Genomic DNA, 24,529 nt, shown 5'->3' on the forward strand with positions numbered 1-24,529 from the left:
TCGCGATCATGGCGCCTGACATCAGTCCGAACCGTCCAGGGGTTCTCCCGTCGGATCTCGTCCCGTCATCATATACCATTGCTCGATTGTGCTCGGAGCTCCGATCAGCCGCTCGAGACCATCGCAGACGCAATAGGCCGCGGCGTGTTCGTCGTGCGCGTCGAGGATCGCCAACGCTCGCTGAAGAAGGCACTTTGCCTCGGCCAACTCATCGGTCAGCACGCGCTCGGTAAAATGCATCATGTCGCACCTCTATTTCCCCTGCCCGCTTCAATCCCATTGATGAGAGGTGAGAGCCGGCAAGCAGCCCGTTCTCGGCTTCCCCGCACTCAACGTCCGTATGGAGTTTGTTGAGCGGGAATCCGTCCCACCCCGGATTCCCGCTCCTCTCGTCGGCAGCTACCCGGGCGCCGGACGAGGATGCCGTATATCTACTCCCCCCTATCCCTTTCTCCAACTTCGGCGGCTTCGCGCAAAATGCCCGCCCAGCATGCGATCAGGAGACCTTGTGGATTGTCGGTCTCCGATGTCGTCGTCGCATAGATGGCCAGAATGTCCGCAAGTTCACGCATCGGAATGATGTTGGCGCGCCCAAGCACCGCGGCGATGACGGCGAATGTGCCTCCCAGCGCCAGTATCGTGGTTCGATCGAGCGACAGGCGGTCCGCGGATTTTGCCCCCTCGCTGTGCTCCTCGGCCGACGCCGGAACCGATGCTGCCGCCACATCATGCGCGCGCTGAAGATGCGCCGCAGCGACATTGAGCCCATATTGATCCAGAATCCGGAGCGCTTCCGCCATTAGTTTGATGGCATGCTCGAGAGCAGGATCCTGTTCTGTCACGCGGTCTGCTCACGGGTATTGAATGGCAGTTCCCTCGTTTGAAGCCCTTGGGCGTGCTCAGCCCACCCGATTTCGACCGCGTTCTTGCCGCCCCGCTTGGCCCGGTACATGATCTGGTCGACCGCGTTCATCAGCGAGGCCGCGTTCTGCGCGTTGTCAGGCCGGATGATCAGGGCACCCATGCTGCAGGTGACGGGATATTCTCCCGCTGCAAGGACGGCCGACACTCTTCCATGCAGTGTTCGCGCGAAGCTCTCCCCAGCCTCGGCCGGTCGGACGCGAAGGAGGAGAACGAACTCATCGCCCCCTATCCGGCCGAACGCATCATCCCGTCGCACGAGTTCTCTCGCGCCGCGGGCGAAGGTGCGAAGGACCGTATCCCCAGCGGCATGCCCGTGCTCGTTGTTGATCGCCTTGAAATCGTCGAGGTCGAGAATGGCGAGCAGCAGGGTCCCTTGGTCCTCGCGCGCCGTGCCGAGTGTCTCCTTAAGGAAGGCCTGAAAAGTTTCGCCATTGAGCGCCCCGGTCATTCGATCCCGCAGGGCGAGGTGACGCTGTCGATCGAAGGAGCGCCGGAAGCTCGCGATCGTGCCAGCGGCGAACAGGTAGGTTGCAACCCGAACGGTCACCCTGACGCCAAGAGCCAGGGGCGAAGAATCCGACAAGGGAAGATGCGGCATGATCGCCGTGACCGCGCAGACCAGCGCGACGAAGTAACCTGCGCGCTCACCCAGCGACCAGCACGCCGCGCAGATCACGGGTATGTAGAGCGGCGCGAGGCCGGCATCCGCGAACCTTCCGTTTGCCCAGGTCAGGAGAGCAGTCGTCGTCACAATGGCAAACCAGGCGCTCTCTCGCGACATGGATTCCAATGCTTGAGCAAGTCGTCCAACCGGCAAATGGCTGTTCACGTACTGTCCCTACTCGTTGCTAATCTTCCAGTTCGATGGTTGATTGGGAGATGCCCAGCCGGCGGCACGTCCCCTGTTCGGAGACGTGCCGGCCCCCGGAACCGGGTGTTGGAAACCTGAGAGTTAGTTCAGGCGCGGACGCCTTTGGGCCGGGTGGCCTTGGACATACGCGTCCGCCACCCGGTCAAGAAGCTTGACCGGCTCTAACTCTAAGAAGGTTTCCACGCCTCCGACCATGTCTCCACGGCTGGGGGCAAACTAGGCGAAATTGCTTAAGAAATGCAAGAAAGCGGCGCGCGCTTGCCATGAAAATCGATCCGTAACGGATTAACCGCGTGGATTTTGCGCATTCCTGGCCCCGCCAATTTCCGGCGCTCCACAGGGCAGCCTTCGCCGGCTCTAGCGAAGATTGAGGATCAGGCGCCTCAAATGGCGAGAGATTGCTGGACCGGCTTTCGTCTGCCGGAGCTGATTTCTTCAACGTCGAAGGTGTGTGCCGGCGGCGTGACCAGAATGTCCATCTCCGGCACTTGGCCGTCGAGCCAGTCCTTCACCTGCCGGCGAAGGATGACCGCTCCGTGCCGGTCCTGATACCGCGAGACTTCAGGATTTGCCGCAACGGTGATGATCCGGAACGCCAGCGGCCATTCGCCCATTGCCGGCTCCCAGACACCAGCGAGATAGAAGAAATTTCCATCATCCAATTTCACGCGGAAGCGTTTCTCCCCCACCGTCATCTGGAATTCGGAGGCTGGCACCAGGCATCGATGCGCCGGAAATGTCTTTCCCTCCGACCGAACGAACCGGAATTCGACGCCGTCGGTGAAGCGGGGGTTGGAACCCCAGCGCGCGTTGATCATCTCAGCCTTGCCCGGGTTGCCCGGTTTATAGCGTATGATCGGCCGCAGGCTGTCGCCCGAGGCATCGGAATCGAACGGTGTCGCGGAGACGTTCATGGTGTAGAACATACAGCGAACGGATTTGAGTCGCAAGACGAAGGAGTCGGACGGATTCCATGTGTAACGATTATCGCCTCGAGGTGGACATCGCCTCTATCATGGAAGATTTCGACGATCTCGAAATCAACATCGAGACGCCCGAAGGCGTGCCCGAGGACAACCTTCGCGCCGACATCAAGATGACCGACATCGCCCCGATCGTGCGCGCTGTCGAGCGGCCACCCGGGAATTACCGCGCGGTCGGCGAACTGGTCGATCGCCGCTGGAGCTGGCCGGGAAAGCAGGGGCCCGTCTATAATTTCAGGACCGAAGGCTTTGGCGGCAAGCCGCCCGACCTCAGCACGAACCGTTGCCTGGTGCTGTGCGACGGCTTCTACGAATTCACAGACCCGGTCGTACCACGTCCCAAGGACAAGCGGCTCGACAAGTGGCTGTTTACGATGAAGGATCACAGGTGGTTTTGCATGGCCGGGATCTGGCGTCACGATCCAAAGGTCGGCGAAGCCTTTACGCTGCTGACGATGGACGCCGGCGACGACATCAAACCCTATCATCATCGACAGATCATCCCGCTTGCCCGCGACCAATGGGCGAATTGGCTCAATCCCGAGGTGCCCGCCGAAGACGTCCTCCACTACCTTCCCGCGGGGGCGCTGACTGTCACCCAGGTCTGGCCCCCTGCAAACGAGCCGGACCAGTCAGCCTTGGCGCTCTGATGATCCCGTCATCGCAAGCCGCTTGACGAACTGGCATGACTCATCGGAACATAAAGGGAACATACGAGTCGATGCTGACACATGCCCGCACAACCATCCGCCCTGCCTCGGCCTCCGGCCGAGATGCTCGCCGCGCTTCGCGCCGAGCTGGCGGCCGCGCGCCAAACGCGCGGGCCGACGCTCGGCTTCGGCCTCGCTGCGATCGACGATCGGCTTGCTGACCATGGTCTCGATGCGGGCGCCCTCCATGAAATTGCCGCCGCCTCGGCAAGCCTGAACGATGACGCAGCGGCGACCCTTTTCGCGGCGGGAATAGCCGCCCGTTTCGCCGACGAGCCCGGCTTCAACGTATTCTGGGCGGTCACAGCGTTCGATCTCTACGCGCCTGGCCTTGAACAGGTCGGCCTGGGCCCGGGAAAGCTCCTCTACGCGCAGGGTCGCAAGGACGTGGACGTCCTCGCCATGGCCGAGGACGCGCTCCGGGACGGTTCGCTCGCCTGCGTGATCGCCGAGGTCAAGGCAGCTGATATGACCGCCACCCGCCGGCTCCAGTTGGCGGCGGCGGACGGCCAGACCCCCCTTCTCCTGTATCGCCGTCACCGGTCGCGCGAGCGCTGTCCGCTCGCAGCACCTTCATCGGCAATGACGCGCTGGCGAATAGGCTGCATCGCGTCCGAACGTCTTCCGTGGCCAGGAATCGGGAGGCCGCGCTGGCGGGTCGACCTGGTTCGGCAAAGGAACGGCGACCCATTCTCACTCGAACTGGAGGCGTGCGATGCAAAGGGTCGCCTCGCTCTTCCTGCCGCAATTGGCGATCGAACGGCTACGCCGGGGCGAACGCCAGCGCAGGAACGAGCGGTCAGTCACGCCGCCTGAAGCCACCCACACAGCCGCGTCACGCTTGTCGGGGCCGATCGACGACGATCCCGGGGCTTGCTCGGTACCGCGTGGCGGTGGCTGGCGTCCTGGCGCGCGTTGGGCTCGAGCCGGTGAAAGCGCGGGAGATCTCGCCCGTCGACCGGCGCAGTCCGATATCGACGCTTTGCCGGCGCATCAGCGGCCGACGATGCGCGAGATGGGCCGGCGCAGCGAGCCTGCCGGGCATCCATTCAAGACCCTGCGGTCGGACGACGGGCATGGCGGCGCTCTTGCCGCGGCGCCGACCTGGGCGATGCTGTGGGGAACGCCGACCGTGCTGGTCCTGCGCTATGGGCAGAAGGATGTCATCAGCGCGGCCTGTCCGCGCGCGCTCGAACTTGGCCTGCTGCCCGGAATGGCAGCGGCGCATGCGCGCGCGCTGGTCGCCGGCCTCGACGTGCGCGAGGCTGAACCGGACGCGGACAGCGTTTTCCTCGATCGGCTCGCACTCCACGCAGCGCGGCAATGGACACCGTCGGCCAGCGTCTCCGGGCCCGACGGTCTCTGGTTCGATCTCACCGGCACCACGCATCTGTTCGGCGGCGAAGAGCGATTCTGTCGCCGCTTGCTCGCATTTCTGAAACGCCTCGGGTTCACCGCCCGCATCGCCGTCGCCGGCACTCCGGGTGCAGCGCACGCGCTGGCGCGGTTCGGCCAAAATGCCGTCACGCTTATCGGAAGCGGCGAGGAGGCCCAGGCGATCGCGGAGCTCCCGCTCGCCGCCCTCCGCCTCGCACCCGAAGCCCTGGTCGCCGCAGCCCGGTTCGGCCTGGAGAGGGTCGCGGACCTCTATCCTATGCCGCGCGGCCCGCTGGCGCGCCGACTTGGCCTGAAGACCGTCGAACGGCTCGACCAGGCACGCGGGCTTGCGGGAGAGCCGCTCATTCCCGTCGTGCCGACCGAAGCGCCGAGCGTAAGCCGCCGGCTGCTCGAACCGATCGGCACGCCCGAAAGCATAGCTCAAGTGATCGGCGATCTCGTCGACGATCTCGTGCTCCTGCTGCGTAAGCGCGGGCTGGGTGCCCGCAATGTTCTGCTCTCTGCCGATCGCGTCGATGGCGAGGTGCAGCGTCTCGCAGTTGGGGCTTCGCGCGCTACGCGGGACGATCGGCACCTGAAGCGCATGTTCGGCCTCAAGATGGCCATGCTCGATCCGGGGCTCGGCATCGAGGCGATGCACCTTGCCGTTCCCTTGTCCGAGCCGCTCGGAGCACAGGAGGCGGGCGCACTGCTCGAAACCTCAAGGAAAGCGCGGGACCTCGCGCCGCTGGTCGACCAGCTCGCCACCCGTGCGGGCGCCTCGGCCCTATTTCGCATGTCGTCTCTGGAAAGCGACGTGCCCGAACGTGCGATCCGGCGCGTGCCACCTCTGGCCACGCCGAAAGGCTGGCCGGCCTGGAAACGTCCGGCGCGGTTGCTGAAACGCCCCGAACAGCTTTCCAACGTGGTCGCGCTGCTCCCCGATCATCCACCCCGGCGCTTCACCTGGCGGCGGCAGAGCTACAGCGTCGTCGCCGGCGACGGTCCTGAACGCATCCATGGCGAATGGTGGCGATCGCCGAAGGAGATGTGGGCTGTGCGCGACTATTTCCGCGTCGAGGCGGAAGGGGGCGCGCGCTTCTGGCTGTTTCGCCGCGGCGACGGGGTGGAAGCGCCGACCGGCGATCTCACCTGGTACATGCACGGTCTGTTTGGGTGAGAGCGCTCAGCTGATGGCGACCCCCATCCCGACCTACGTGGAACTTCAGGTCACGAGCCACTTCTCGTTCCTGCGCGGCGCATCATCGCCCGAAGAGCTGTTTGCGGCCGCGGCGGTGCTCGGCCACCGAGCGATGGGGCTGGCGGACTGGGGCACGGTCGCGGGCGTTGTGCGCGGATGGGATGGGCAGAAGGCGACCAATGTCCGGATGATCCCTGGCGCACGGGTTCTGCTTGCCGATGGCCGGGCATTTCTCCTCTATCCCCGCACACGGTCTGCCTGGTCGCGCCTGACACGGCTGCTTTCCCTAGGCAAGGCGCGCGGCGGCAAGGGCAAGTGTATCCTGGAATGGGCCGACGTCACCGCCCATGCCGACGACATGATCGGCATCCTCCTGCCTGACATGCCGGGCGACATCACACGCGATCATCTTCGGGACCTGCACGGGGTTTTCGGCGATCGGGGGTTTTGCGCTCTCTCGCTGCGCCGCCGGCCCGACGACGCCGAGCGCTTGCACCGGCTCGAGGCCCTGGCGCGTGCCACTGGCGTGCGCAGCGTCGCCACCGGCGATGTCCTCTATCACAGCCCGGCCCGGCGACCGCTCCAGGATCTGGTGAGCGCCATCCGCGAGAAATGTACGATCGACGAGCTCGGGTTCAGGCGGGAACGGTTCATGGACCGCAATCTCAAGTCACCGGAGGAGATGGAACGCCGCTTCGCTGCCTTTCCCGACGCGATCCAGGCCAGCGCCGACATCGCAGCGCAGTGCAGCTTCGATCTCGGCGAGATCCAATACCAGTATCCTTACGAGCAGGTGATCGAGGGCCGGACGGCGCAGGAGGCGCTCGCGTGCCTGACCGAGCAAGCCGCAGCAGCCAAGTTCCCCGCCGGCGTCCCCAAACGCTACCGCGATCAGATCGACCACGAACTGGGCCTGATCGGGCAGCTCGGCTACGCGCCCTATTTCCTGACAGTCAATTCGATCGTCGCCGAAAGCCGGCGACTCGGTATCTTGTGCCAGGGGCGCGGATCAGCGGCTAACAGCTGCGTCTGCTATCTGCTGGGCGTCACCTCGATCGACCCGATCCAGCACGAGCTGCTCTTCGAGCGGTTCGTCTCGGGCGAGCGGCGCGAGCCGCCAGACATCGATGTCGATTTCGAGCATGAGCGGCGAGAGGAGATCATTCAATGGATCTACGATACCTATGGCCGCGACCGCTCGGCCCTGACGGCTGTCGTTACCCGCTACCGCACCCGCGGCGCCGTCGCCGAGGTCGGTAAGGCACTGGGGCTCCCGCGTGACCTGACCAAGATGCTGACCGGCCTGGTGTGGGGCTGGTCGATGGACGGCATTCCGCGCGAACAGATCGAGAGCCTCAACCTCAACGCCGAGGATCATCGCCTCAAGCTCACCCTCGAGCTGGCGCGGGAGCTGATCGGCACGCCGCGGCATCTGTCGCAGCATCCCGGCGGGTTCGTGCTGACCCAGGACCGGCTCGATGATCTCGTGCCGATCGAGCCCGCCCGCATGGAAGATCGCCAGATTATCGAATGGGATAAAGACGATATCGACGCGCTCAAATTCATGAAGGTCGATGTCCTGGGGCTCGGCATGCTTGGCTGTATGAACCGCGCCTTCAATCTCCTCGAGCAGGACAAAGGCATCAAGGTCACAATGGCCGACCTGCAGGACGATGATCCCGACGTCTACAAGATGATCCAGCGCGCAGACACCCTCGGCGTGTTTCAAATCGAGAGCCGGGCGCAGATGTCGATGCTGCCGCGGATGAAGCCCAAGGAATTCTACGATCTCGTGATCGAAGTCGCGATCGTGCGTCCCGGCCCGATCCAGGGCGACATGGTGCATCCCTATCTTCGCCGCCGCGAGGGCAAGGAGAAGCCCGAATATCCCCGACCCGAATTGCGCGCCGTGCTCGAGAAGACCCTAGGCGTCCCGCTGTTCCAGGAGCAGGCCATGAAAGTGGCGATCGTCGGCGCCGGCTTCACTCCGCAAGAAGCCGACCAGCTACGCCGGGCAATGGCGACCTTCAAACTCACCGGCGGCGTCTCGCACTTCTATGACAAGCTCGTCGGTGGAATGGTCGCGCGCGGTTATCCCAAGGACTTCGCGGAACGGACGTTCAAGCAAATCGAGGGCTTCGGCTCCTACGGCTTCCCCGAGAGCCACGCCGCGTCCTTCGCGAAGATCGCCTACGCGTCGTGCTGGATGAAATATCATCATCCGGACGTCTTCTGCGCCGCCTTGCTCAACGCCCAGCCCATGGGTTTCTATGCGCCGGCGCAAATCGTCCGCGACGCCAGGGCGCACGGTGTCGAGGTCCGGCCAGTCTCGATCAATCACAGCCATTGGGACTGCACCCTCGAGAAGACGAACGGGCGCTATATGGCTGTCCGTCTCGGTTTCCGCCAAGCGCGCGGCCTAGCCAACATCCACGGTGCAGCGATCGTGGCAGCACGGGGACCGGCCCCCTATGACAGCGTCGAGGAGGTGTGGCGGCGCGCGGGCGTCCCCCGCGCTGCAATCGAGAAACTTGCCGAAGCCGATGCCTTCCAATGCATCGCGGAGGACCGCCGCCAGGGTCTGTGGAAGGTCAAGGGATTGGGCGATGCGCCGCTTCCGCTGTTCGCCGCCGCCGACGCCCGGGAAGGAGGATTCTCGCCCGAAGGAACCGAACCAGCGGTGTCTCTCTCCCGGATGACCGCGGGCCGCGAAGTGGTGGAGGATTATCGGTCCCTGCAGCTCTCGCTGCGCGGTCATCCCATGCAGTTCCTGCGCAGCCAGCTCGGCGACATGCGCATCGCCAAATGTGCGGACCTTCCCAGCATTCCAGCCGGCCGCAATGTCGAGGTCGCCGGCGTCATCCTCGTCCGACAAAAGCCGGGATCTGCGAAAGGCGTGCTGTTCATCACGATCGAGGATGAGACCGGCGTTGCGCAGGGTATCCTCTGGCCCGACCGTTTCGAGATCTACCGCCGGCAAGTGATGTCCGCGTCGATGATCGCGATGCGCGGCCGCCTGCAGAAGGAAGGCGAGGTCATCCACATCATCTGTGACCGGATCATCGATCATGACGCGATGCTGCGTTCGATCGGCCGCATGGACTTCTCGGTGGCGCCTGGGCGGGGTGACGGAGCATCGCATGGTGGCGGCCCCGACCCACGCGATCCAGCCTTTCCGCGTGGCCGCACGCTCACCTCGCCGCCCTTTGGGTCAATCCAGGAGCAAGAAGAATTAGTGCGCATCCGCAGCCATGACTTCCACTGATGCGGTCTCACGTCACACCGGGACCATTGAACGCGCGCTCAATGTCCTGCGGGAAGCAACCGCCGTTAAAGCGAAGGTCCAGACGCGGGGCGTCGCGCTCGCGCTCTGGGTGCTGCGGGACACCTGCCCTGACGACTGGCTGGTCGCCTTCTGGGAAGCCGCCGGTTCCGATCACGAGATTGGACGCAGTCAGGGTCTCCATGCCGCTTACAACGGCATCGTCCGACAGGTGCGGACCAGCGCCGGCGCAAAGCGGAAGAAAGGCCGGGCCGGCGGATGAGCCACCCCATGTGGACGCGCAGGATCGCGCCCGCAGAAGCATCGCGCTCGCCGGCCGCATTTGGTAGCCTGCCAGGAAGGGCCAGAGACATAGCGGATGCCATCAAAACCGGCGCTGGGGAGCGCTTGGGGCTGCCACGAGTTTCTGAGACAGCGGCTGACAAGAGGAGATCATCATGCCGGCGAAATCGAAGGCACAGCAAAGAGCAGCGGGCGCGGCCCTTGCCGCGAAGCGCGGAGATCAACCCAAGTCGAAACTGCGCGGCGCTTCCAAGGAAATGGAAGAGTCGATGAGCGAAAGGCAGCTCGAGGAGTTCGCCAGCACGGACCGCAAGGGCCTACCCGACAAGAAGGGTTGAGCCGGGCAAGGCGGCAACTGATCATTCGAGAAAGCCATGGCCGATCCGATCCGCATCGCTGCCTCCATCCTTTCAGCGGATTTTGCGCGGCTCGGAGAGGAAGTCCGTGCGGTCGATGCGGCGGGTGCCGACTGGATCCATATCGATGTGATGGACGGCCATTTCGTGCCAAACCTGTCGATCGGACCTGCGGTCGTCGCTGCAATTCGCCCATACACGCGCAAACCCTTCGACGTTCACCTCATGATCGCGCCGGTCGAACCCTTCCTGGCCAAGTTCGCGGAAGCCGGAGCGGATTCGATTACCGTGCACCTGGAAGCCGGACCGCATGTGCATCGCGCCGTGCAGATCATCCAGCAATTGGGCAAGCGCGCCGGCGTATCGCTCAATCCGGCCACCCCGCCTGACGCGCTCGACTATCTTCTCGACATGGTGGACCTGGTACTGGTGATGAGCGTCAATCCCGGCTTCGGAGGACAGCCGTTTATCGATTCTCAGCTCCGGAAGATCGACATCATAAGGGGCAAGCTCGAGCGAACCGGACGCAAGATCGATCTGGAAGTCGATGGAGGCATTGATCCCTCGACCGCGCCACGCGTGATCGCGGCCGGCGCCGACGTCGTGGTAGCAGGAACGGCCGTCTTCAAAGGCGGTCCAGCAGACTACGCCAAAAACATCGAGGCTCTGCGCCAGCAGGGCGCAAAGACGATCGAGCGCCTCCCAAATTAATCAGTTTTCTTCACCTCAAAACAAGCGCCCATCCATTAGGCTCGATCTGGAGACCCAGTCAGGGGTCAAGCAGACGTAGCTGGCAAAAATGATCGAAAACCAGAAATTCCGACCCGCGCAGGTCATTGGTCCCCTTGGCGAACCCCTCACGCTTGAGACGCTTCCGCCGCCGACGACAACCCGTTGGGTCATCCGCCGCAAAGGTGAGGTCGTGGCAGCCGTCAATGGCGGGCTCCTGACGATCGACGAAGCCTGCGATCGCTATCAACTGACCCTCGAGGAATTCGCCTCCTGGCAAAGGGCTGTTGACCGATCAGGTCTGCCCGGTCTGCGCGTCACCCGGGTTCAGCACTATAGAAGTCTCTACGAACGTCAGCAGCGTTTCTGAGTGATCGATCTGCCGACCAATCATGAAATGTCGAAGTGCGGGCTGCATTTCGACGATAAAATAGCGAGCAATAGGGACAGTTTATCCCTTGGCGCGCGACAAACTGTCCATGGCATTTGCCCATCCCCGAGCCTATCCTGCAGTCAGACGACGTCTCTCCTTCGAGGGGCGGGTCCACTGTTGGATTGCGAGGAGTTCAGATGCCTCTGGATTACAACCCGATCATGGCTCGCGAAATAAGCGAGGTTGCTCGTCTTGCAGCAGATCGAGCGATCGCAGATCAATGCGACATCACGGACGCCGTGCGGACGGAGCTCGATGCCCGCGACTATGAACCTTTTTCCGACATCGATGATGCGGATCGCGACGAGCTCGTGGAAGCCATCGTCACGGAGGCGCGGGAGCGCTTGAGCCCGGCAGGAAGGCGCGATGAGGAAGATGAAGCCTATATCAGGGCGTCTCGCCCGGATGCTTCCACCGCATGATCGTCACGTCACGAACGAGTGCCTCGGGGCCGCGACATTGCGCCTTTCCCCCGACAATTCGCCACCGAAACCGCCACTCATCCCGATCGATAGGAGTGATCCACGATGGCCAGCCAGCCTCCCGAATTGCCGGACGACTTCCCCGAAGATGTTCCCCCGGACGATCCCAGTCCGGCCGAGCCGGATAGTCCGGACGAATTTCCGGATGATGACCCCGAATTCGACGAGCCGGAAGACACGGTAGCTGATCTAACGGCATGAAGTATCGCGGCCGACCAATCACTTCGAACCCGATCGCAAGTTAACGTCGGCCAGTGACTTATTTCTGGCCCTAACTCATTCGACAGTTGGGCTTGAAACGCTGCCGAGCACCACATAGGCTCGGTATTCGAGAGGTGGGCTCGCAGGCGGTACTAGCCTTGTGGGTTTCTATACTATTGAGGGGTTTACAGAAAATGCGTAAAACTTCCATCGCCATCACGGCGGCGTCTGCCGCACTGTTGCTGCTTGGGGCCTGCTCGCAAAAGACCGACGACAAGGTCGACGCGGCTGCCACCTCCGCCGAAAACGACGCCAAGGCGGTCGCCTCCGATGCGGGTAATCACCTCGACAACATGGGTGCGGCAGCCAGCGATGCCGCTAGCGATACCGCTGCGGCCGCTCGGAACGCCGCGCACGATGTCAAGACGACGGCGGAAGACGCAGCGGCAGGCGCCAAGGCGGATGCCCGCCGTGCCGCAAGCGATATCCGATCCGAGGTGGACAAGCACACCGGCGACGGGAAGGCCAACTGATCCTCCCAACATCATGAACCAGGCGCGCCGGTCGGCACCGGCGCGCCCAATGCCACCGACCGTCAATCCGGGTGCGGTTGGCATGATGCTTGCTGACCATGAAACTCGAACGGGGTCACATCGATGCCGGCAAACCAGTATAAAGCGAGCTTGGTCCTGATGTCCGCACCCGAAGGTTTCCAACAATCGATCCTGAGGGGCCTGAAGCGACACTGTCCAAATTGCGACGGCAAGCACCTGTTCGAGGGCTACCTGAAGGTCCAAAAAATCTGCCCCGATTGCGGTTCAGACAATGGCCGCTTCCGCGTCGATGACGTAGCGTCCTATTTCACGATACTTTTGGTCGGGCACATAGTGATCGCGCCTTCCCTCGCAATTCCTGCGCTCTGGATGCTTCCGCTTTGGGGCTCATTTCTGCTGATGCTGATTGTTGTCCTGGTCGCAACGCTCGGCGCCCTTCCCTTCATCAAAGGCGCCGTGATCGGCGCGCTCTTTGCCGCCGACCAGAAGAAAACCCGGTCCTGACGGCGGCATTCCTGATCGGCTGGGTGGACAGGATGTCCTCCAACCTCGGACACCTTGTCACCGACGAGCTCTCTTCCGGACCTTGAACGACCGGTTCGTTGCACCGCCGCGAACGCAAAGGGCGCATCCGGGCTAGCCTCCTGCCCTGGCCAAGCCCGGCAGGAGCGCGGTCAATCCTGCCACGATCATCTCCACCGAGATCGCCAGCAAGATCATCCCCATCAGGCGCGTGGTGATGACACGCATCGTCTCGCTCAACATCTTGCCGATCTGCGCTGCGAAGAACAGGACCAGGAACAGCAGGAGGAGCATCAGGCCGACGATTCCCGCGATCATCGCGAGGTCGACGCTTCCCTTGCTGTGGCCGGCGTAGATGATGATGGTTGCTATGGTTCCCGGTCCAACCACCATGGGAAAGGTCATCGGATAGAAGGCGAGCCCCGAAAGCTCGTTCATCTGGGCCTGCTCCTGGGTGCTGCCTTGATGGGCCGCAATCCCGGCTCCGTTCAGCATGGACCAGGCGATATGACCGAGAACGGCACCGCCCGCCAACCGGAACTGATCGATGGTGATGCCGAAGAAGCCGATGATGGCATTCCCGGCGACCAGGATCACGCCGCACATGATCAACGAATAGACCGTGATCTTGAGAGCCAGCGCCCGCTGGTCGGCCTGCGAGAACCCTGCGGTCAGCGCCAGGAAGATAGGAAGATTCACGAAGGGATTCATGATTGCGAAGAACGCGCCTAGCGCCTTCATGAGATCTGCTTCGCTCATGCCTACCCCCGATTGAATTGAGACAGCGAGCGGATCAGGCCCCGACGAGGCCCGATCCGTAGATCGCGTTACTTGCTTGGCCCGTCAGAAACTCCGCCACCTTCGAATAGGGCATAGCACCGTAGCTGATCCGGGCCACCTCGATCACGGTCAGCTCATGCAGCGATGGCGTGCCGTCCATGACGAGCACGTTGACTGGAATCGGCGATTGCTGGACGACCTGAGAGATCAGAGCCGGATCCTTGAGACCCGGAACGAAGAACCCCGAAGCGCCTGCTGTGGCATAGGCCTTCGCACGATCGATCGCCTCCTTGACCGCTGCACCGCCCTCGCCGGTTGGTCCGAGGAACAGGTCGGTCCGCGCGTTGATGAATGCCGGCACGCCTCGCTTGTCGGCCACAGCGCGGATGGCGCGGATCCGCGCCGCCTGCTCATCGATTGTGTAGAGGCCATCGGACTTGACGACCTGATCCTCGAAATTGACGCCGACCACCCCTGTGTCGAGCACCTGGCCGAAATTGGCAGCGAGCGCGCTGTTGTCGCTGCCGGCGAAGCCTCCTTCAAAATCGACCGAAACGGGGCGGTCGATTGCCGCCGCTATGCGTGAAATGATGCGTAGAAACAGGTCGAAGGGGACTTGCTCGCCATCCTCGTACCCCTGCGAACCGGCAAGCGCCCTGCTGCTGGTAGCGATCGCGTGAGAACCCGCCTCCGCCACGGCCTTCGCGCTCCCCGCGTCCCAGACGTTGTAAAGGATGAGCGGCGCGCCCTTCTTGTGCAAGCTGGCGAACTGAACTGCTTTCTCGTTCTGGTTCATCGGACGCTCTCCGGTTGAATCTGGCAATCTCGCGGACAGTTCACCAAACGGCCTCGCGTCGAGCTCGACCATCCTTAGACCCCGCGGCGCACCCTTTGCGCGAAGCAACCTGCATGCCAACAGCAGCGCGAGAGGTTCTGGGTGGTTCTTGCGACAAAACGACAAGGCGCACGACATTTTGTCCAAACACCACAGACAAATTGTCCTAATTGCTTAGGGTCATGAGCTAATATCGAAGGTATCGACTAAGCTTGAAGCCGCAAACGTCTCTACTAAACGCTCGCTCGGCGCAAAATCGTCGTGGCTTTTACGTTGTTCGCCATACTCTATGCTCCGATGATCGCAATTTCTGCCTGATCTGGCACGTTCATGCTAAGTTGGCTTGGTCGGCGCGGAGTCGCCGACCTTGCGTGAAAGGTCCTGCGATGCCCGATCCAAAACCCGGCACACCTCTCAAGGTAGAGCCCGACATCCCTGAAGACGCTGGCCACCGTCCGTGGTTCGGCCCCAATGGCGAAGTGCATGGAAGTGGGGCCGGCGCCGGGGGCGGCAACCCTGGCGAGGATTATGACCAGGACCCGCAGGGCGGCGACGGCACAGTCGACTTCGAAAGCGAATAGCGCGGTTTCAGAGCACAAGCCGAGGCGGGCCCCCGCGAGACAGCCTCATTGCGGATTCAGGCGAGCTTCTCCGACTCATTCGGTCGGGAGACTGGCATCCGCCTTGGCCGGTTTGATTTTGATCGTGGTCGGCTCTGCGCCGGCCAGTGCCGAAGCGCACCGCATGCACGGGTCATCGCCACGCTCATCGTTCATTCGCGTCGTCTGGCATCAAGTACGGGAAAACTCGGCCGAAATATGCTAGCCTGGTCTCTGCCACATCGAGCCGCTGACCTGAACAGACGAGATTATATGGTGAGTACCCTGGCCCCTTATAGCGTGCATGAACCGCACCACTGCGCGCCGCACTTCTCTTCTCCACCGCTGTACGCGCATTCCACCAGATACGGTGGGATCTCGTCATGACCGGCGCCCGCGTGGAACTCCCGATGGACTACAGCCCGTCCTCGGAGGAAGAGTTTATGAACCCGCTGCAGCTTGAATACTTCCGGCAACGCTTGCTCACGTGGAAAAAACAGATTCTCAATGAATCGGAAGCAACGCTGAACGTCTTGCAGATCGAGCCCCTGCGAGAGCCGGACCTCAACGATCGCGCCTCGAACGAAGCAGGTTGGTCGATCGAACTGCGAGCGCGCGATCGCCAGCGCAAGCTCATTGCCAAGATCGATGCCGCTTTGCGCAGGATCGACGACGGCGAATATGGCTATTGCGAGGTCACCGGCGAGCCGATCTCGCTTCGGCGGCTTGACGCCCGCCCGATCGCGACGATGACGATCGAGGCCCAGGAGCGCCATGAGCGTCAGGAAAGGCTCTCAAGCGACGGGTGAGCGGCAAAGCCCTCGTCGACACCCGACGCTGCGACCCTCCTGGCTACAGGCCCTGCCCGCCCTTCGGCCGATATGCGCTCAAATGGCCAGATGGTCGAGGATGGGGCAGTCCGGCCGCGCGTCGCCATGGCAGGTCTCCGCCAGTTCCAGTAGGGTCGCCCGCATGGCTTCCAGCATCGCCGCCTTCCGGCCGAGTTCGTCGGCTCGGGCCATTGCCAGCGCCTTCACCTCGCTGCTCGATCGCTCCCGATCCGCCCAAAGATGGAGCAGAGCGCGGATTTCCTCGATCGGGAAACCTAGATCGCGGGCATTGGCGATGAATTTGAGGCGGTGGACGTCGGCATCCGAATAGTCGCGATACTTGCCGCGGCGGACCGGCGGCGGGATCAGCCCGATCGCCTCATAGTGGCGGATCATGCGCTGCGAGACCCCGCTCGCCCTCGACGCTCCCCCGATATTCACAGCGGCACCCGATTGAGCCGCAGCGCGTTGGTGACGACGCTCACGGAGGATAGCGCCATCGCCGCCGCCGCGATCATCGGCGAGAGCAACACGCCGAACAGCGGGTAGAGCGCTCCGGCCGCGACCGGCACGCCCAGTGCGTTGTAGAAAAATGCGAAGAACAGGTTCTGGCGGATATTGGCCATCGTCGCCTGACTGAGACGGCGCGCCCGGACGATGCCGGTGAGATCACCCCTCAGCAGCGTAATCCCCGCGCTTTCGATCGCCACATCGGTGCCCGAACCCATGGCGATCCCGACATCGGCGGCAGCCAGCGCCGGCGCATCGTTCACCCCATCGCCTGCCATGGCGACGATGCGTCCTTCGCGCTTCAGCCGCGCCACCACTGCGCTCTTCTGATCGGGCAGCACGTCGGCCTCGACCTTCTCGATACCGAGGCTCCGCGCGACCGCCAGCGCCGTGGTGCGATTGTCGCCGGTCAGCATGACCACTTCGATGCCCTCATCCCCCAGCGCCGCAAGCGCCTCGGCTGTCGTCGCCTTCACCCGGTCTGCGATCGCGATCACGCCCGCGGCCCGATTGTCTATGGCAACATAAATGGCTGTCGCGCCATCCCCGCGCAGGTGGTCCGCTTCCGCCTCGAGATGGGCGGTCTCGATAGTCGCCTCGTTGAGGAAGACGGCATTGCCGAGCAGGATCCGTTTGCCCTCGACCGTTCCGGTCGCGCCTTTCCCGATCGGGGAGTCGAAATCGGCAACCGGCGGGATGCTCACGTCTCGTTCGTCCGCCTCCGCGACAATCGCCAAGGCGAGCGGATGCTCCGACGCGCGTTCGACTGCAGCTGCCAATCGGAGCAACTCGTCTTTCTCGTGGCCTTCGGTCGCGATGATGCGGGTGACGGCTGGTCGGCCCTCCGTCAGCGTTCCCGTCTTGTCGACCACGAGCGTGTCGATCTTCTCCATCAGCTCGAGGGCTTCGGCATTCTTGATGAGCACGCCTTGCCCCGCTCCGCGTCCGATGCCGACCATGATCGACATCGGGGTGGCCAGGCCCAGTGCGCAGGGGCAGGCGATGATCAGTACCGCGACAGCGGCGACCAGTCCGTGGGCGAGCCGTGGCTCGGGACCCCAGATGCCCCAGGCGACGAAGGCGAACACGGCAACGGCCAGCACCGCGGGCACGAACCAGCCCGCCACCTGATCGGCCATGCGCTGAATCGGAGCGCGCGAGCGCTGCGCGTCGGCGACCATCTGCACGATCCGGGCGAGCATCGTGTCGTGCCCGACCTTCTCGGCGCGAATGACGAGCGCGCCGGTCTGGTTGAGCGTGCCGCCGATGACATGATCGCCCACGGCCTTCGTGACCGGCATCGATTCCCCGGTCACCATCGCCTCGTCGAGCGAGGAACGCCCGTCCTCCACCGCACCATCGACCGGCACTTTCTCACCCGGACGCACGCGCAGTCGGTCGCCCACGACGATCGCCTCGATCGCCACTTCCTCCTCGCTGCCGTCGGGCAAGATGCGCCTGGCCGTACGTGGCGCGAGGCCAAGCAGCGCCTTGATCGCGCCGGACGTCCGCTCGCGCGCGCGCAGTTCCAGCATCTGGCCGAGCAGCACCAGCACCGTGATAACGGCGGCCGCCTCGAAATAGACCGCGACCGTGCCGTCTGCGGCATGAAACGCGGAAGGGAACAGTCCGGGCGCCATGGCCGCGATCACACTGTAGGCCCAGGCGACGCCGGTCCCCATGGCGATCAGCGTGAACATGTTGAGGTTGCGCGAACGGAGCGATGCCCAGCCGCGGGCGAAGAACGGGGCGCCAGCCCAGAGCACGACGGGAGTAGCCAGCACCAGTTGCACCCAGACGGATATCCGCATCGGCACTAGATGATGCAGGGCCGGGAACAGGTGAGACCCCATCTCGAGAATGAAGACCGGCAAGGCCAGGACGAGCGCGATCCAGAAGCGCCGGGTCATGTCGGTCAGTTCCGCGCTGGGTCCACTGGTCATTTCCGCGACCGCAGGCTCCAGCGCCATCCCGCAGATCGGACAGGCACCGGGATGATCCTGGCGTATCTCGGGATGCATCGGGCAGGTCCAGACCGAGCCGGCCGGCGCCTGGGCTGTCTCCCCGCCCTGAGGTTCGAGATAGCGTGCAGGATCGGCAAGGAACCGCGTGCGGCAGCCACCACTGCAGAAATGATAGGTCTGGCCCGCCTCATCGACGTGATGCGCGGTGGCGGCCGGATCGACCCGCATGCCGCACACCGGATCGAGCACGAGATCTGCCTTCTCTTCCCGCTTCTCATGCGCAGACGCGTGGCAGCATGCATGTGCCTGCGCATGAGGGGCGTTGTGGTTTGGTTCGGACATGGATCAGCCTCCTGCTGTCCATGAGATAGGGTCTGACATGATGTGAGGGTCAAGCCCTGGTGAACAAAGGGCTCCCACCCGCGCTACGCCGAGACCAGGACATGCCCGGCCTCGGCCATTTGAGTACGACCGGCCCGAAAGAAGTTTCGTCATCTCCCTTCAGAGCAAGGTTCCGCGCAGGATCAGCAGGGCGACGCTGAAATAGATGACGAGCCCGGTGACATCGACCAGCGTCGCCACGAAGGGCGCGGAGGCACTGGCTGGATCGAAGCCAAGCCGCTTCAGGAGAAACGGGAGCATCGAGCCGGCGAGCGAGCCGAAAGTGACGATGCCGATCAGCCCGACACCCACGGTGAGGGCGATGAGCTGCCAGTGCGGGCCATAGTCGAAGATCCCGAACTGCTGCCAGGCGGTGATGCGCAGCAGACCGATCGCGCCGAGACTGGCCCCAAGCGCGATACCGACAGGCACCTCGCGAAGTGCCACCCGCCACCAGTCGCGCAACCGAATCTGCCCGAGGGCAAGCGCACGGATCAGGAGCGAGGTCGCCTGCGATCCCGAATTGCCCCCCGAGCTCATGATCAAAGGGATGAACAGGGTCAGCACCACCGCCTTCGCCAGCTCATCCTCGAAATGCTGCATCGCGCTTGCCGTCAGCATCTCGCCGATGAAGAGCGCGCAGAGCCATCCTACCCGCTTGCGGTACATGGCCGCGAAGCCCGTCGTCAGATAGGGTTCGGTCGCGCCTTCGACGCCGCCGAACTTCTGCACGTCCTCGCTGCCTTCCGCGAGAATGGCATCGATGACGTCGTCGACCGTGACGATCCCGAGAACCTGCCCCTTCGCGTTGACCACGGGCACCGAGAGCAGGTCGTGGATCGAGATCAGCCGAGCGACATCTTCCCGGTCCATATCGGCATGGACCGTGATCGGCTCCCGCTCGGGTGCCAGATCGAGGATAGCATCACCGGCCTCGCCAGTGATGAGCTGGCGAAGCGTCACGACGCGCACCAATGCGCGGGTTTCGGGATCGAGCACGTGGATCGCGTAGACGGTCTCTCGGCTGCGCTCGACCTCGCGGATATGGCGCAGCGTCTCGCCGACCGTGTAGCCAGCGGGCACCGCGACGAATTCGGTCGACATCAGCGAGCCGGCCGTGCCCTCGGGATAGGCGAGCAGCCGCTTCAGCGGCCAGGCGCTGTCGAAATCGACGTGCCGCAGAAGCTGCGAGCGATCTTCGCCATCGAGTTCGCGCAGAACGTCGGCAGCGCGATCGTCGGCCATGCCTTTCAGGATCTCGCCGATACGGCCCGCGGGCTGGCCCTGCAGGAGCGCGCCGGCGCGGCTGAGTTCGGGTCGATCGAAGGTGTCGATCGCGCGCTCGAGGGGCAGGTGGGCAAGGACCGCTGCCGCGGTATCCGCATCTTCTTCGTTGAGCCGGGTCACGATGTCGGCGGCGTGGGCGTCGAACAGATCGACGAACAGCGCCAGATCGACCGCGCCGGGCGCGGTGCGGGTATTTTCCATAATCTCACCTCTCGATCCGCCGTCACGGCGGATCGCGGGCGAGCTAACCCATCCGGGTCAGGCCAGCGTCAGCCGTGACGGCAAGGACAATCGACTACTGTCGCTTGGCATGGGGTTGGGTTTCCTTGTTGAGCACCGGCGGACGATGCCGGAGGTGCGGACGGGGACATGATCCGATTGGTCGGCCGGGTCAAGCATCCTATTCAGTGCCTGTCGCGGAGCACCAGTCACCTCACGGTGACGCCCTCAATGGCTTCGGGCTTGCGCCGGTTGATAACTTCAGGTGAATTTGTTGCTCGAGGGCGGATCGCTGGCGGGATAGCTCTCGTCACTGGCCTCATCGGTCGCGTCCCACTCCGGCATATCGCTCGCCATGGCCTCGGGCCCGGCGTTGCGAACCTCGACTGGGCCGGGCGTCGCCTCTCCCGGAGCGAATGCCGCTGGTGTGGGTTGCCCCGTTCGGGTGACGAAACGGTAGAGGCCGTATGCGATCGCCGATATGCCGGCGAGCCGGAAGATGAAGCGCATGAGTTGCCCTTTTGGTTTGGCTTTACCATCCTAACGCCAAGCTTGGCCTTTGGTTCGCGGATCACGTTCTGCACCAAAACTCACCGCGTTGCGATCGCCATTGCGCTTGCCGCAGCCCTCATTGGTTTGGCACTATTGGATAATGTCGCTGTTCTGTTTCTTTGGAAGGCACAGGCCTTCGCTCACGTCGATTGGAAGAGGTAAGCGCGGCGGCGAATATTCTGCGCTGTGCGAACGCTGCGGGATCCCGCTGGAGCGATCCCATAAGGGAAAATGGCTGCCCGTCGGTCCACTATACGACATCGGCAACCGACCCGGACGGTGATGGTGGCTCAAGCGCGGCCTATTCCGCGCTGAACCGCTTCGCGAGACGCGCGCTTGCCCCGCTCTTGGCCGCCAGTTTCGCGCCGTAGCGCATCACGGTCTTGGGATCGCGCCAGCGGTACGCCTGCATGATCGCCGGCAGGCTCTCTCCGGCCGCAAAATTGTCCTGGGCCACGCCCACCCGGATCGAATGGCTCGACACGGCCGCGACCCAGCGTTCGAGCTCGGCCTCGCTCATCGGGCCTAGCAGCTTCCTGTCGAACGCCTGGCGGATCAACCGCTTGTAGATCAGCGTGATCGTGCCGGGGTTGAGCGCCTCCTCCCCAACCCCGCGGATCGAGCCGTCGAACCAGGTCTCGACGCGCCGGAACAGGGCCCCGCGTACGATTCCGGCCTTGTCGCACCATTTGGCGATCGCGCGCATGGTCGCGGGCGAGAGATAGGCAAGAGCCCCCTGCCCTTCCTGATCGGTCTTGCTGCGGCCGATCTCGACCACCCCTGCCCCGTCGACGTCAGGCCCGTCGATATGCTCGATCCGCATTGCCGCGAGCTCGGAGCGCCGGCAGCCGGTATCATAGTTGACCAGCAGCAGCGCGCGGTCGCGCGCGCCCAGGAGATCGCGGCGCGTGGCCTTGAGGAGGATAGCCAGGCTCACGCCGCTCGCCGGCGCGTCGAGGTCGCTGACATCGCCCTTGTAGCGGATGCCCCGCGCCTGGGTCTGGCGCGTGCCGAGAAGCTTGCGCGCCGCCTTGTGCTCGAGCCGCACCAGCGGCGCAGCCGTAGGATCGCCCAGCCCCGCCATGCGATAGGCCCAACCGATGTTGACCAGATAGCGCGCGATCGTTGCGGCTGCCCGCTGCGGCGTCGCTCTCGCCGCGTCGTCATTGTCCTGGCCGGACAGCGCGCGGATATAGGCGGCGACGGTCCCAGCGGTCGCCTCCCCTGCCCGCACCCGTGCCCGCCGACACCACGCATCCCAGAGCTTCATGTCGGAGAGGAACGCGCGGATCGTGTTGGGCGACCACGCGCGCGCCGCGGCCGCGATGATCTGCGGATCGATCGCAGCCTTGTCGATCGCCAGCGCGCGGACCTCGCCCACGACGTCGTCGGCGCCGGCGGGCGCCGTGCTTTGCCTGCGTGTCAGGGCCGTTTTCGCCATGGCCACGAGCGATAGCCGCGATTCGGCTTAAATGATAGGGTCGCGATAATCTTCCATTATCACGACTTGGTATACCAGCGAATTTGACTGAGATGGTCTCTCGGTTAAAAGACGGCGTGGACGTGTCTCTTTCCAACAGCCGTTACGGCCCCGCCTACAGCGCGAAAATGGTCTCCGCGATCGCCTCCTGCACGGCGGCCATTGCGCGTCTGGATGCCCGGTTTTGCGTGAGTTTGGTGGCTGGGGCCTGGGCACGCCGCGCCGCCTGGAGCGGCTATACCCGCGCGCTCCAACTGCAATCGGCCGAGATCGACGAAATAGACGTATTTTCGTGGGGCTGCGGGCTGCAAATCCCCGGCCGGCCGCTGCGGTCGACCAACCTCGACCTGTTCGATCGCTTTCCCGCCTGGGACGCGGCACTTCGCGATCCCGACCCCCTCGCCTGGCGCGACGCGCTCCCGACAGCGATCGGCGAGATCGAGATCGCCGCGGACCATCCGCCGCTCATCCGCGCGCTCGACCGGGTCCGCCAGCATGCGCGTCTCGACGGCACCGCCCTGCCCTGGCTCTCGCTTCCCTTTGCCCTGCGCGACAAGGGGCTGGTGACCACTCCCCTGCCCTGCCTCGCGGGCGGCGTGAAGGCATTCAGGCTGAAGCGGACCGTCGGAGACGAGGACTGGTATGCGGCGATGCGGAGTCTTGAGGCAAGCGCCACCGCAAACCTCGCCCGGTTGCACGAACTGGAGAAGCTTCATCGCGAGGCCCAGCGCGCGATCGTCGCGGAATATCGACCCGGCAATCTCCCGGCGCTCGCGGCCCTCCTCCATCACCGCCCACTGCTCTCGCCTCAGTCGCTGGCGGAGCTGCTGGGCATGAGCGTTGCCGGCGCGAGCAAACTCCTGGCCCGTGGCGTCGACTGCGGTCTGCTTGTGGAGATCACCCAGCGGCGGACCTGGCGCGTGTTCCTGAGCACGGACCTTGCCGTCGAGTTTGGTTTTGCTGCGCCCAAGCGTGGACGGCCGCGCAAGGAGGTCCCTCCCCCGCCAGCGACCCGCGCATTGGTGGACGTGTTCGAGGCGTTCGATCGAGAGATGGCGAATATCGACGAACTTCTGCGACGCAGCGCGGGTGCAGTTTAGAGGATTGGCCGCGCCCCCGTTCATCCTATCCCTGTTCGGGCCAATGCTGGTCCAGTAGCGTTTTCAGAGCGGCATCGACCTCTGCTCGCGTACCGCCCCCCTTGCAGAGTAGAGTGAGGCTGACGCCTTTCCGATCCGTCCGGTCGATGCGGACAATTGGCGTCCCAGTCTCCGTTCGAATGACGCTTGCCTCCAATCCTGTCTTCTTGGGGGCAGCTTTAGGCTTTGCAATCGGCGCTTCGGTCGAAGCCACCAGCGCTCGAAGGACATCCGGGACTGTTGCAGGCGCCTCCGCATTCCCTTCGCGGCGAAGCTGAGCGATGCGTGCGGCCTCCGCCAGGACCAGCGCGCGCTTCTCTTGGGGCTTCAGGATCGGCTTCAGCGTTCCAACATGCGATATCTTGAGCTCGAACGGATCCGCGAAGGCACCAAGCAATTCCTCGGGGAACCGTGCGAGGTCCAGATAGCGGCTAAGCCAAGCCTCGGACTGGTTGAGGCGCGTGGCCATGTTCTTCTGCTTGCCGTCGTAATAGAGGTCGAGGGCGCGCAGATAGTCGCGTGCGCGTTCGACATCGCTGAGGTCCTCGCGTGCACGGTTCTCGAGATCGGATATCCGAAACGCCTGCTCGTCGGTGAGACTGCGAATCTCCACGAGGTATCGTATGTCCGGATAATTGTTGGCGCGGAGCCAAGCCACAGTCCAATGCCGCCGCGCACCGCATATCACTTCAAAGTCGTAGTCAGGGTCGCCGCTTAAGCGACGCACGATAGCCGGCACCTCCTGCTTACCTTGCGCGATGATGCTCTCGATGAGATCGTTACACCGGTCCCGGTTCAATGCCGCATAGTCACGGTTATGTCGCTCCCAGATGCGGCAGCGCGCCGGATCGACGAGTTGCTGCGGATTGTCGACGACCGAGCCCGATGCAAGATCGGCAAGCCGGCTGCTGCGTCCGCTAAGCACCCCCGCGCCAAGGCGAGACCCACGTTCGGCCGACTTGTCGGGTGCCTCGACACCCGCAGCAAGGTCAGCGATGAAGCCGAGGTTTTTCGAGCTCATTGGCCCCTCCCCCAAAAAATTGCA

Annotated in this window: 27 protein-coding genes; 15 read left to right on the forward strand and 12 right to left on the reverse strand. The window is 63.8% G+C overall.

The features are described from left to right. Window positions 1-21 precede the first annotated feature (21 nt). The 4 genes from GQO94_RS17925 to GQO94_RS17940 form a co-directional block, all read right to left on the reverse strand. Complete coding sequence (locus GQO94_RS17925) at window positions 22-243, reverse strand: hypothetical protein (protein WP_156842778.1); 222 nt, start codon at window positions 241-243, stop codon at window positions 22-24. Window positions 244-431: 188 nt separating this feature from the next. After that, window positions 432-842, reverse strand: coding sequence for a hypothetical protein (locus GQO94_RS17930; protein WP_156842779.1), 411 nt, complete (start codon window positions 840-842; stop codon window positions 432-434). Beyond that, the gene (locus GQO94_RS21285; protein WP_156842780.1) at window positions 839-1,753 is read right to left on the reverse strand and encodes a GGDEF domain-containing protein; all 915 of its coding nucleotides are present in this window, start codon (window positions 1,751-1,753) and stop codon (window positions 839-841) included. Before GQO94_RS21285 ends, GQO94_RS17930 begins: the two co-directional genes overlap by 4 nt. A gap of 425 nt (window positions 1,754-2,178) precedes the next feature. Beyond that, a complete protein-coding gene (locus GQO94_RS17940; protein WP_232333007.1) occupies window positions 2,179-2,721 on the reverse strand; it encodes an SOS response-associated peptidase family protein in 543 nt (180 codons plus the stop codon). A gap of 47 nt (window positions 2,722-2,768) precedes the next feature. On the opposite strand from GQO94_RS17940, the gene GQO94_RS17945 reads away from it, so the two are divergent. The 12 genes from GQO94_RS17945 (at window position 2,769) to GQO94_RS18000 (ending at window position 12,890) form a co-directional block, all read left to right on the forward strand. Next, window positions 2,769-3,428, forward strand: coding sequence for an SOS response-associated peptidase family protein (locus tag GQO94_RS17945; RefSeq protein ID WP_156842781.1), 660 nt, complete (start codon window positions 2,769-2,771; stop codon window positions 3,426-3,428). An 81-nt stretch (window positions 3,429-3,509) separates the two neighbouring features. After that, the gene (locus tag GQO94_RS17950; protein WP_232333008.1) at window positions 3,510-4,304 is read left to right on the forward strand and encodes an ImuA family protein; all 795 of its coding nucleotides are present in this window, start codon (window positions 3,510-3,512) and stop codon (window positions 4,302-4,304) included. Continuing rightward, a complete protein-coding gene (locus GQO94_RS17955) occupies window positions 4,204-6,045 on the forward strand; it encodes a Y-family DNA polymerase (RefSeq protein WP_156842782.1) in 1,842 nt (613 codons plus the stop codon). The genes GQO94_RS17950 and GQO94_RS17955 overlap by 101 nt, the downstream gene beginning before the upstream one ends. A 25-nt stretch (window positions 6,046-6,070) precedes the next feature. Then, window positions 6,071-9,331, forward strand: coding sequence for an error-prone DNA polymerase (locus GQO94_RS17960; protein ID WP_156842808.1), 3,261 nt, complete (start codon window positions 6,071-6,073; stop codon window positions 9,329-9,331). Further along, entirely contained in the window at window positions 9,318-9,611 is a 294-nt protein-coding gene (locus GQO94_RS17965) for a hypothetical protein (RefSeq protein ID WP_156842783.1), read from the forward strand. The genes GQO94_RS17960 and GQO94_RS17965 overlap by 14 nt, the downstream gene beginning before the upstream one ends. A 175-nt stretch (window positions 9,612-9,786) precedes the next feature. After that, the gene (locus tag GQO94_RS17970; RefSeq protein ID WP_156842784.1) at window positions 9,787-9,969 is read left to right on the forward strand and encodes a DUF3008 family protein; all 183 of its coding nucleotides are present in this window, start codon (window positions 9,787-9,789) and stop codon (window positions 9,967-9,969) included. A gap of 36 nt (window positions 9,970-10,005) precedes the next feature. After that, window positions 10,006-10,698, forward strand: coding sequence for a ribulose-phosphate 3-epimerase (gene rpe / locus GQO94_RS17975; protein ID WP_156842785.1), 693 nt, complete (start codon window positions 10,006-10,008; stop codon window positions 10,696-10,698). Window positions 10,699-10,786: 88 nt separating this feature from the next. Beyond that, entirely contained in the window at window positions 10,787-11,086 is a 300-nt protein-coding gene (sciP, locus tag GQO94_RS17980) for a CtrA inhibitor SciP (protein WP_156842786.1), read from the forward strand. A 200-nt stretch (window positions 11,087-11,286) separates the two neighbouring features. Then, entirely contained in the window at window positions 11,287-11,571 is a 285-nt protein-coding gene (locus tag GQO94_RS17985; protein ID WP_156842787.1) for a hypothetical protein, read from the forward strand. 105 nt (window positions 11,572-11,676) lie between these two features. After that, complete coding sequence (locus GQO94_RS17990; RefSeq protein WP_156842788.1) at window positions 11,677-11,832, forward strand: hypothetical protein; 156 nt, start codon at window positions 11,677-11,679, stop codon at window positions 11,830-11,832. A 194-nt stretch (window positions 11,833-12,026) separates the two neighbouring features. Next, entirely contained in the window at window positions 12,027-12,365 is a 339-nt protein-coding gene (locus GQO94_RS17995) for a hypothetical protein (RefSeq protein ID WP_156842789.1), read from the forward strand. Between the two features lie 159 nt (window positions 12,366-12,524). Beyond that, window positions 12,525-12,890 carry a DUF983 domain-containing protein gene (locus GQO94_RS18000; RefSeq protein WP_198046026.1) on the forward strand — a complete coding sequence of 122 codons (366 nt, stop codon included), beginning with the start codon at window positions 12,525-12,527 and terminating at the stop codon, window positions 12,888-12,890. 132 nt (window positions 12,891-13,022) lie between these two features. Here the strand turns inward: GQO94_RS18000 and GQO94_RS18005 are convergent, their stop codons facing one another. Together GQO94_RS18005 and GQO94_RS18010 are read right to left on the reverse strand one after the other, a co-directional pair. Next, the gene (locus GQO94_RS18005) at window positions 13,023-13,667 is read right to left on the reverse strand and encodes a MarC family protein (RefSeq protein WP_156842791.1); all 645 of its coding nucleotides are present in this window, start codon (window positions 13,665-13,667) and stop codon (window positions 13,023-13,025) included. A 34-nt stretch (window positions 13,668-13,701) separates the two neighbouring features. Next, the gene (locus GQO94_RS18010) at window positions 13,702-14,484 is read right to left on the reverse strand and encodes an isocitrate lyase/PEP mutase family protein (RefSeq protein ID WP_156842792.1); all 783 of its coding nucleotides are present in this window, start codon (window positions 14,482-14,484) and stop codon (window positions 13,702-13,704) included. A gap of 425 nt (window positions 14,485-14,909) precedes the next feature. Here GQO94_RS18010 and GQO94_RS18015 point away from each other — a divergent pair, with 425 nt between their 5' ends. Next, entirely contained in the window at window positions 14,910-15,104 is a 195-nt protein-coding gene (locus GQO94_RS18015; protein ID WP_156842793.1) for a hypothetical protein, read from the forward strand. Window positions 15,105-15,505: 401 nt separating this feature from the next. Beyond that, window positions 15,506-15,931 carry an RNA polymerase-binding protein DksA gene (gene dksA / locus GQO94_RS18020; RefSeq protein ID WP_156842794.1) on the forward strand — a complete coding sequence of 142 codons (426 nt, stop codon included), beginning with the start codon at window positions 15,506-15,508 and terminating at the stop codon, window positions 15,929-15,931. A gap of 78 nt (window positions 15,932-16,009) precedes the next feature. Here the strand turns inward: dksA and cueR are convergent, their stop codons facing one another. The 5 genes from cueR to GQO94_RS18045 all read right to left on the reverse strand — a co-directional run bounded on the left by cueR (window position 16,010) and on the right by GQO94_RS18045 (window position 22,306). Beyond that, complete coding sequence (cueR, locus tag GQO94_RS18025; RefSeq protein ID WP_156842795.1) at window positions 16,010-16,393, reverse strand: Cu(I)-responsive transcriptional regulator; 384 nt, start codon at window positions 16,391-16,393, stop codon at window positions 16,010-16,012. Next, entirely contained in the window at window positions 16,390-18,768 is a 2,379-nt protein-coding gene (locus GQO94_RS18030; RefSeq protein ID WP_156842796.1) for a heavy metal translocating P-type ATPase, read from the reverse strand. Before GQO94_RS18030 ends, cueR begins: the two co-directional genes overlap by 4 nt. A gap of 159 nt (window positions 18,769-18,927) precedes the next feature. Further along, entirely contained in the window at window positions 18,928-20,295 is a 1,368-nt protein-coding gene (gene mgtE / locus GQO94_RS18035) for a magnesium transporter (protein ID WP_156842797.1), read from the reverse strand. Between the two features lie 279 nt (window positions 20,296-20,574). Continuing rightward, window positions 20,575-20,823 (reverse strand): hypothetical protein, encoded by a 249-nt coding sequence (locus GQO94_RS18040; protein WP_156842798.1) that lies wholly within the window; start codon window positions 20,821-20,823, stop codon window positions 20,575-20,577. 343 nt (window positions 20,824-21,166) lie between these two features. After that, window positions 21,167-22,306 carry a tyrosine-type recombinase/integrase gene (locus GQO94_RS18045; RefSeq protein WP_156842799.1) on the reverse strand — a complete coding sequence of 380 codons (1,140 nt, stop codon included), beginning with the start codon at window positions 22,304-22,306 and terminating at the stop codon, window positions 21,167-21,169. 122 nt (window positions 22,307-22,428) lie between these two features. On the opposite strand from GQO94_RS18045, the gene GQO94_RS18050 reads away from it, so the two are divergent. After that, window positions 22,429-23,445 carry a hypothetical protein gene (locus tag GQO94_RS18050; RefSeq protein ID WP_332310853.1) on the forward strand — a complete coding sequence of 339 codons (1,017 nt, stop codon included), beginning with the start codon at window positions 22,429-22,431 and terminating at the stop codon, window positions 23,443-23,445. Between the two features lie 25 nt (window positions 23,446-23,470). Here GQO94_RS18050 and GQO94_RS18055 read toward each other — a convergent pair whose 3' ends face one another. Then, window positions 23,471-24,505: a ParB/RepB/Spo0J family partition protein gene (locus GQO94_RS18055; RefSeq protein ID WP_156842810.1), complete on the reverse strand. Its 1,035-nt coding sequence runs from the start codon at window positions 24,503-24,505 to the stop codon at window positions 23,471-23,473. Between the last annotated feature and the right edge of the window lie 24 nt (window positions 24,506-24,529).

The organism is Novosphingobium aquimarinum, assembly GCF_009746585.1.
GTDB lineage: Bacteria > Pseudomonadota > Alphaproteobacteria > Sphingomonadales > Sphingomonadaceae > Novosphingobium > Novosphingobium aquimarinum.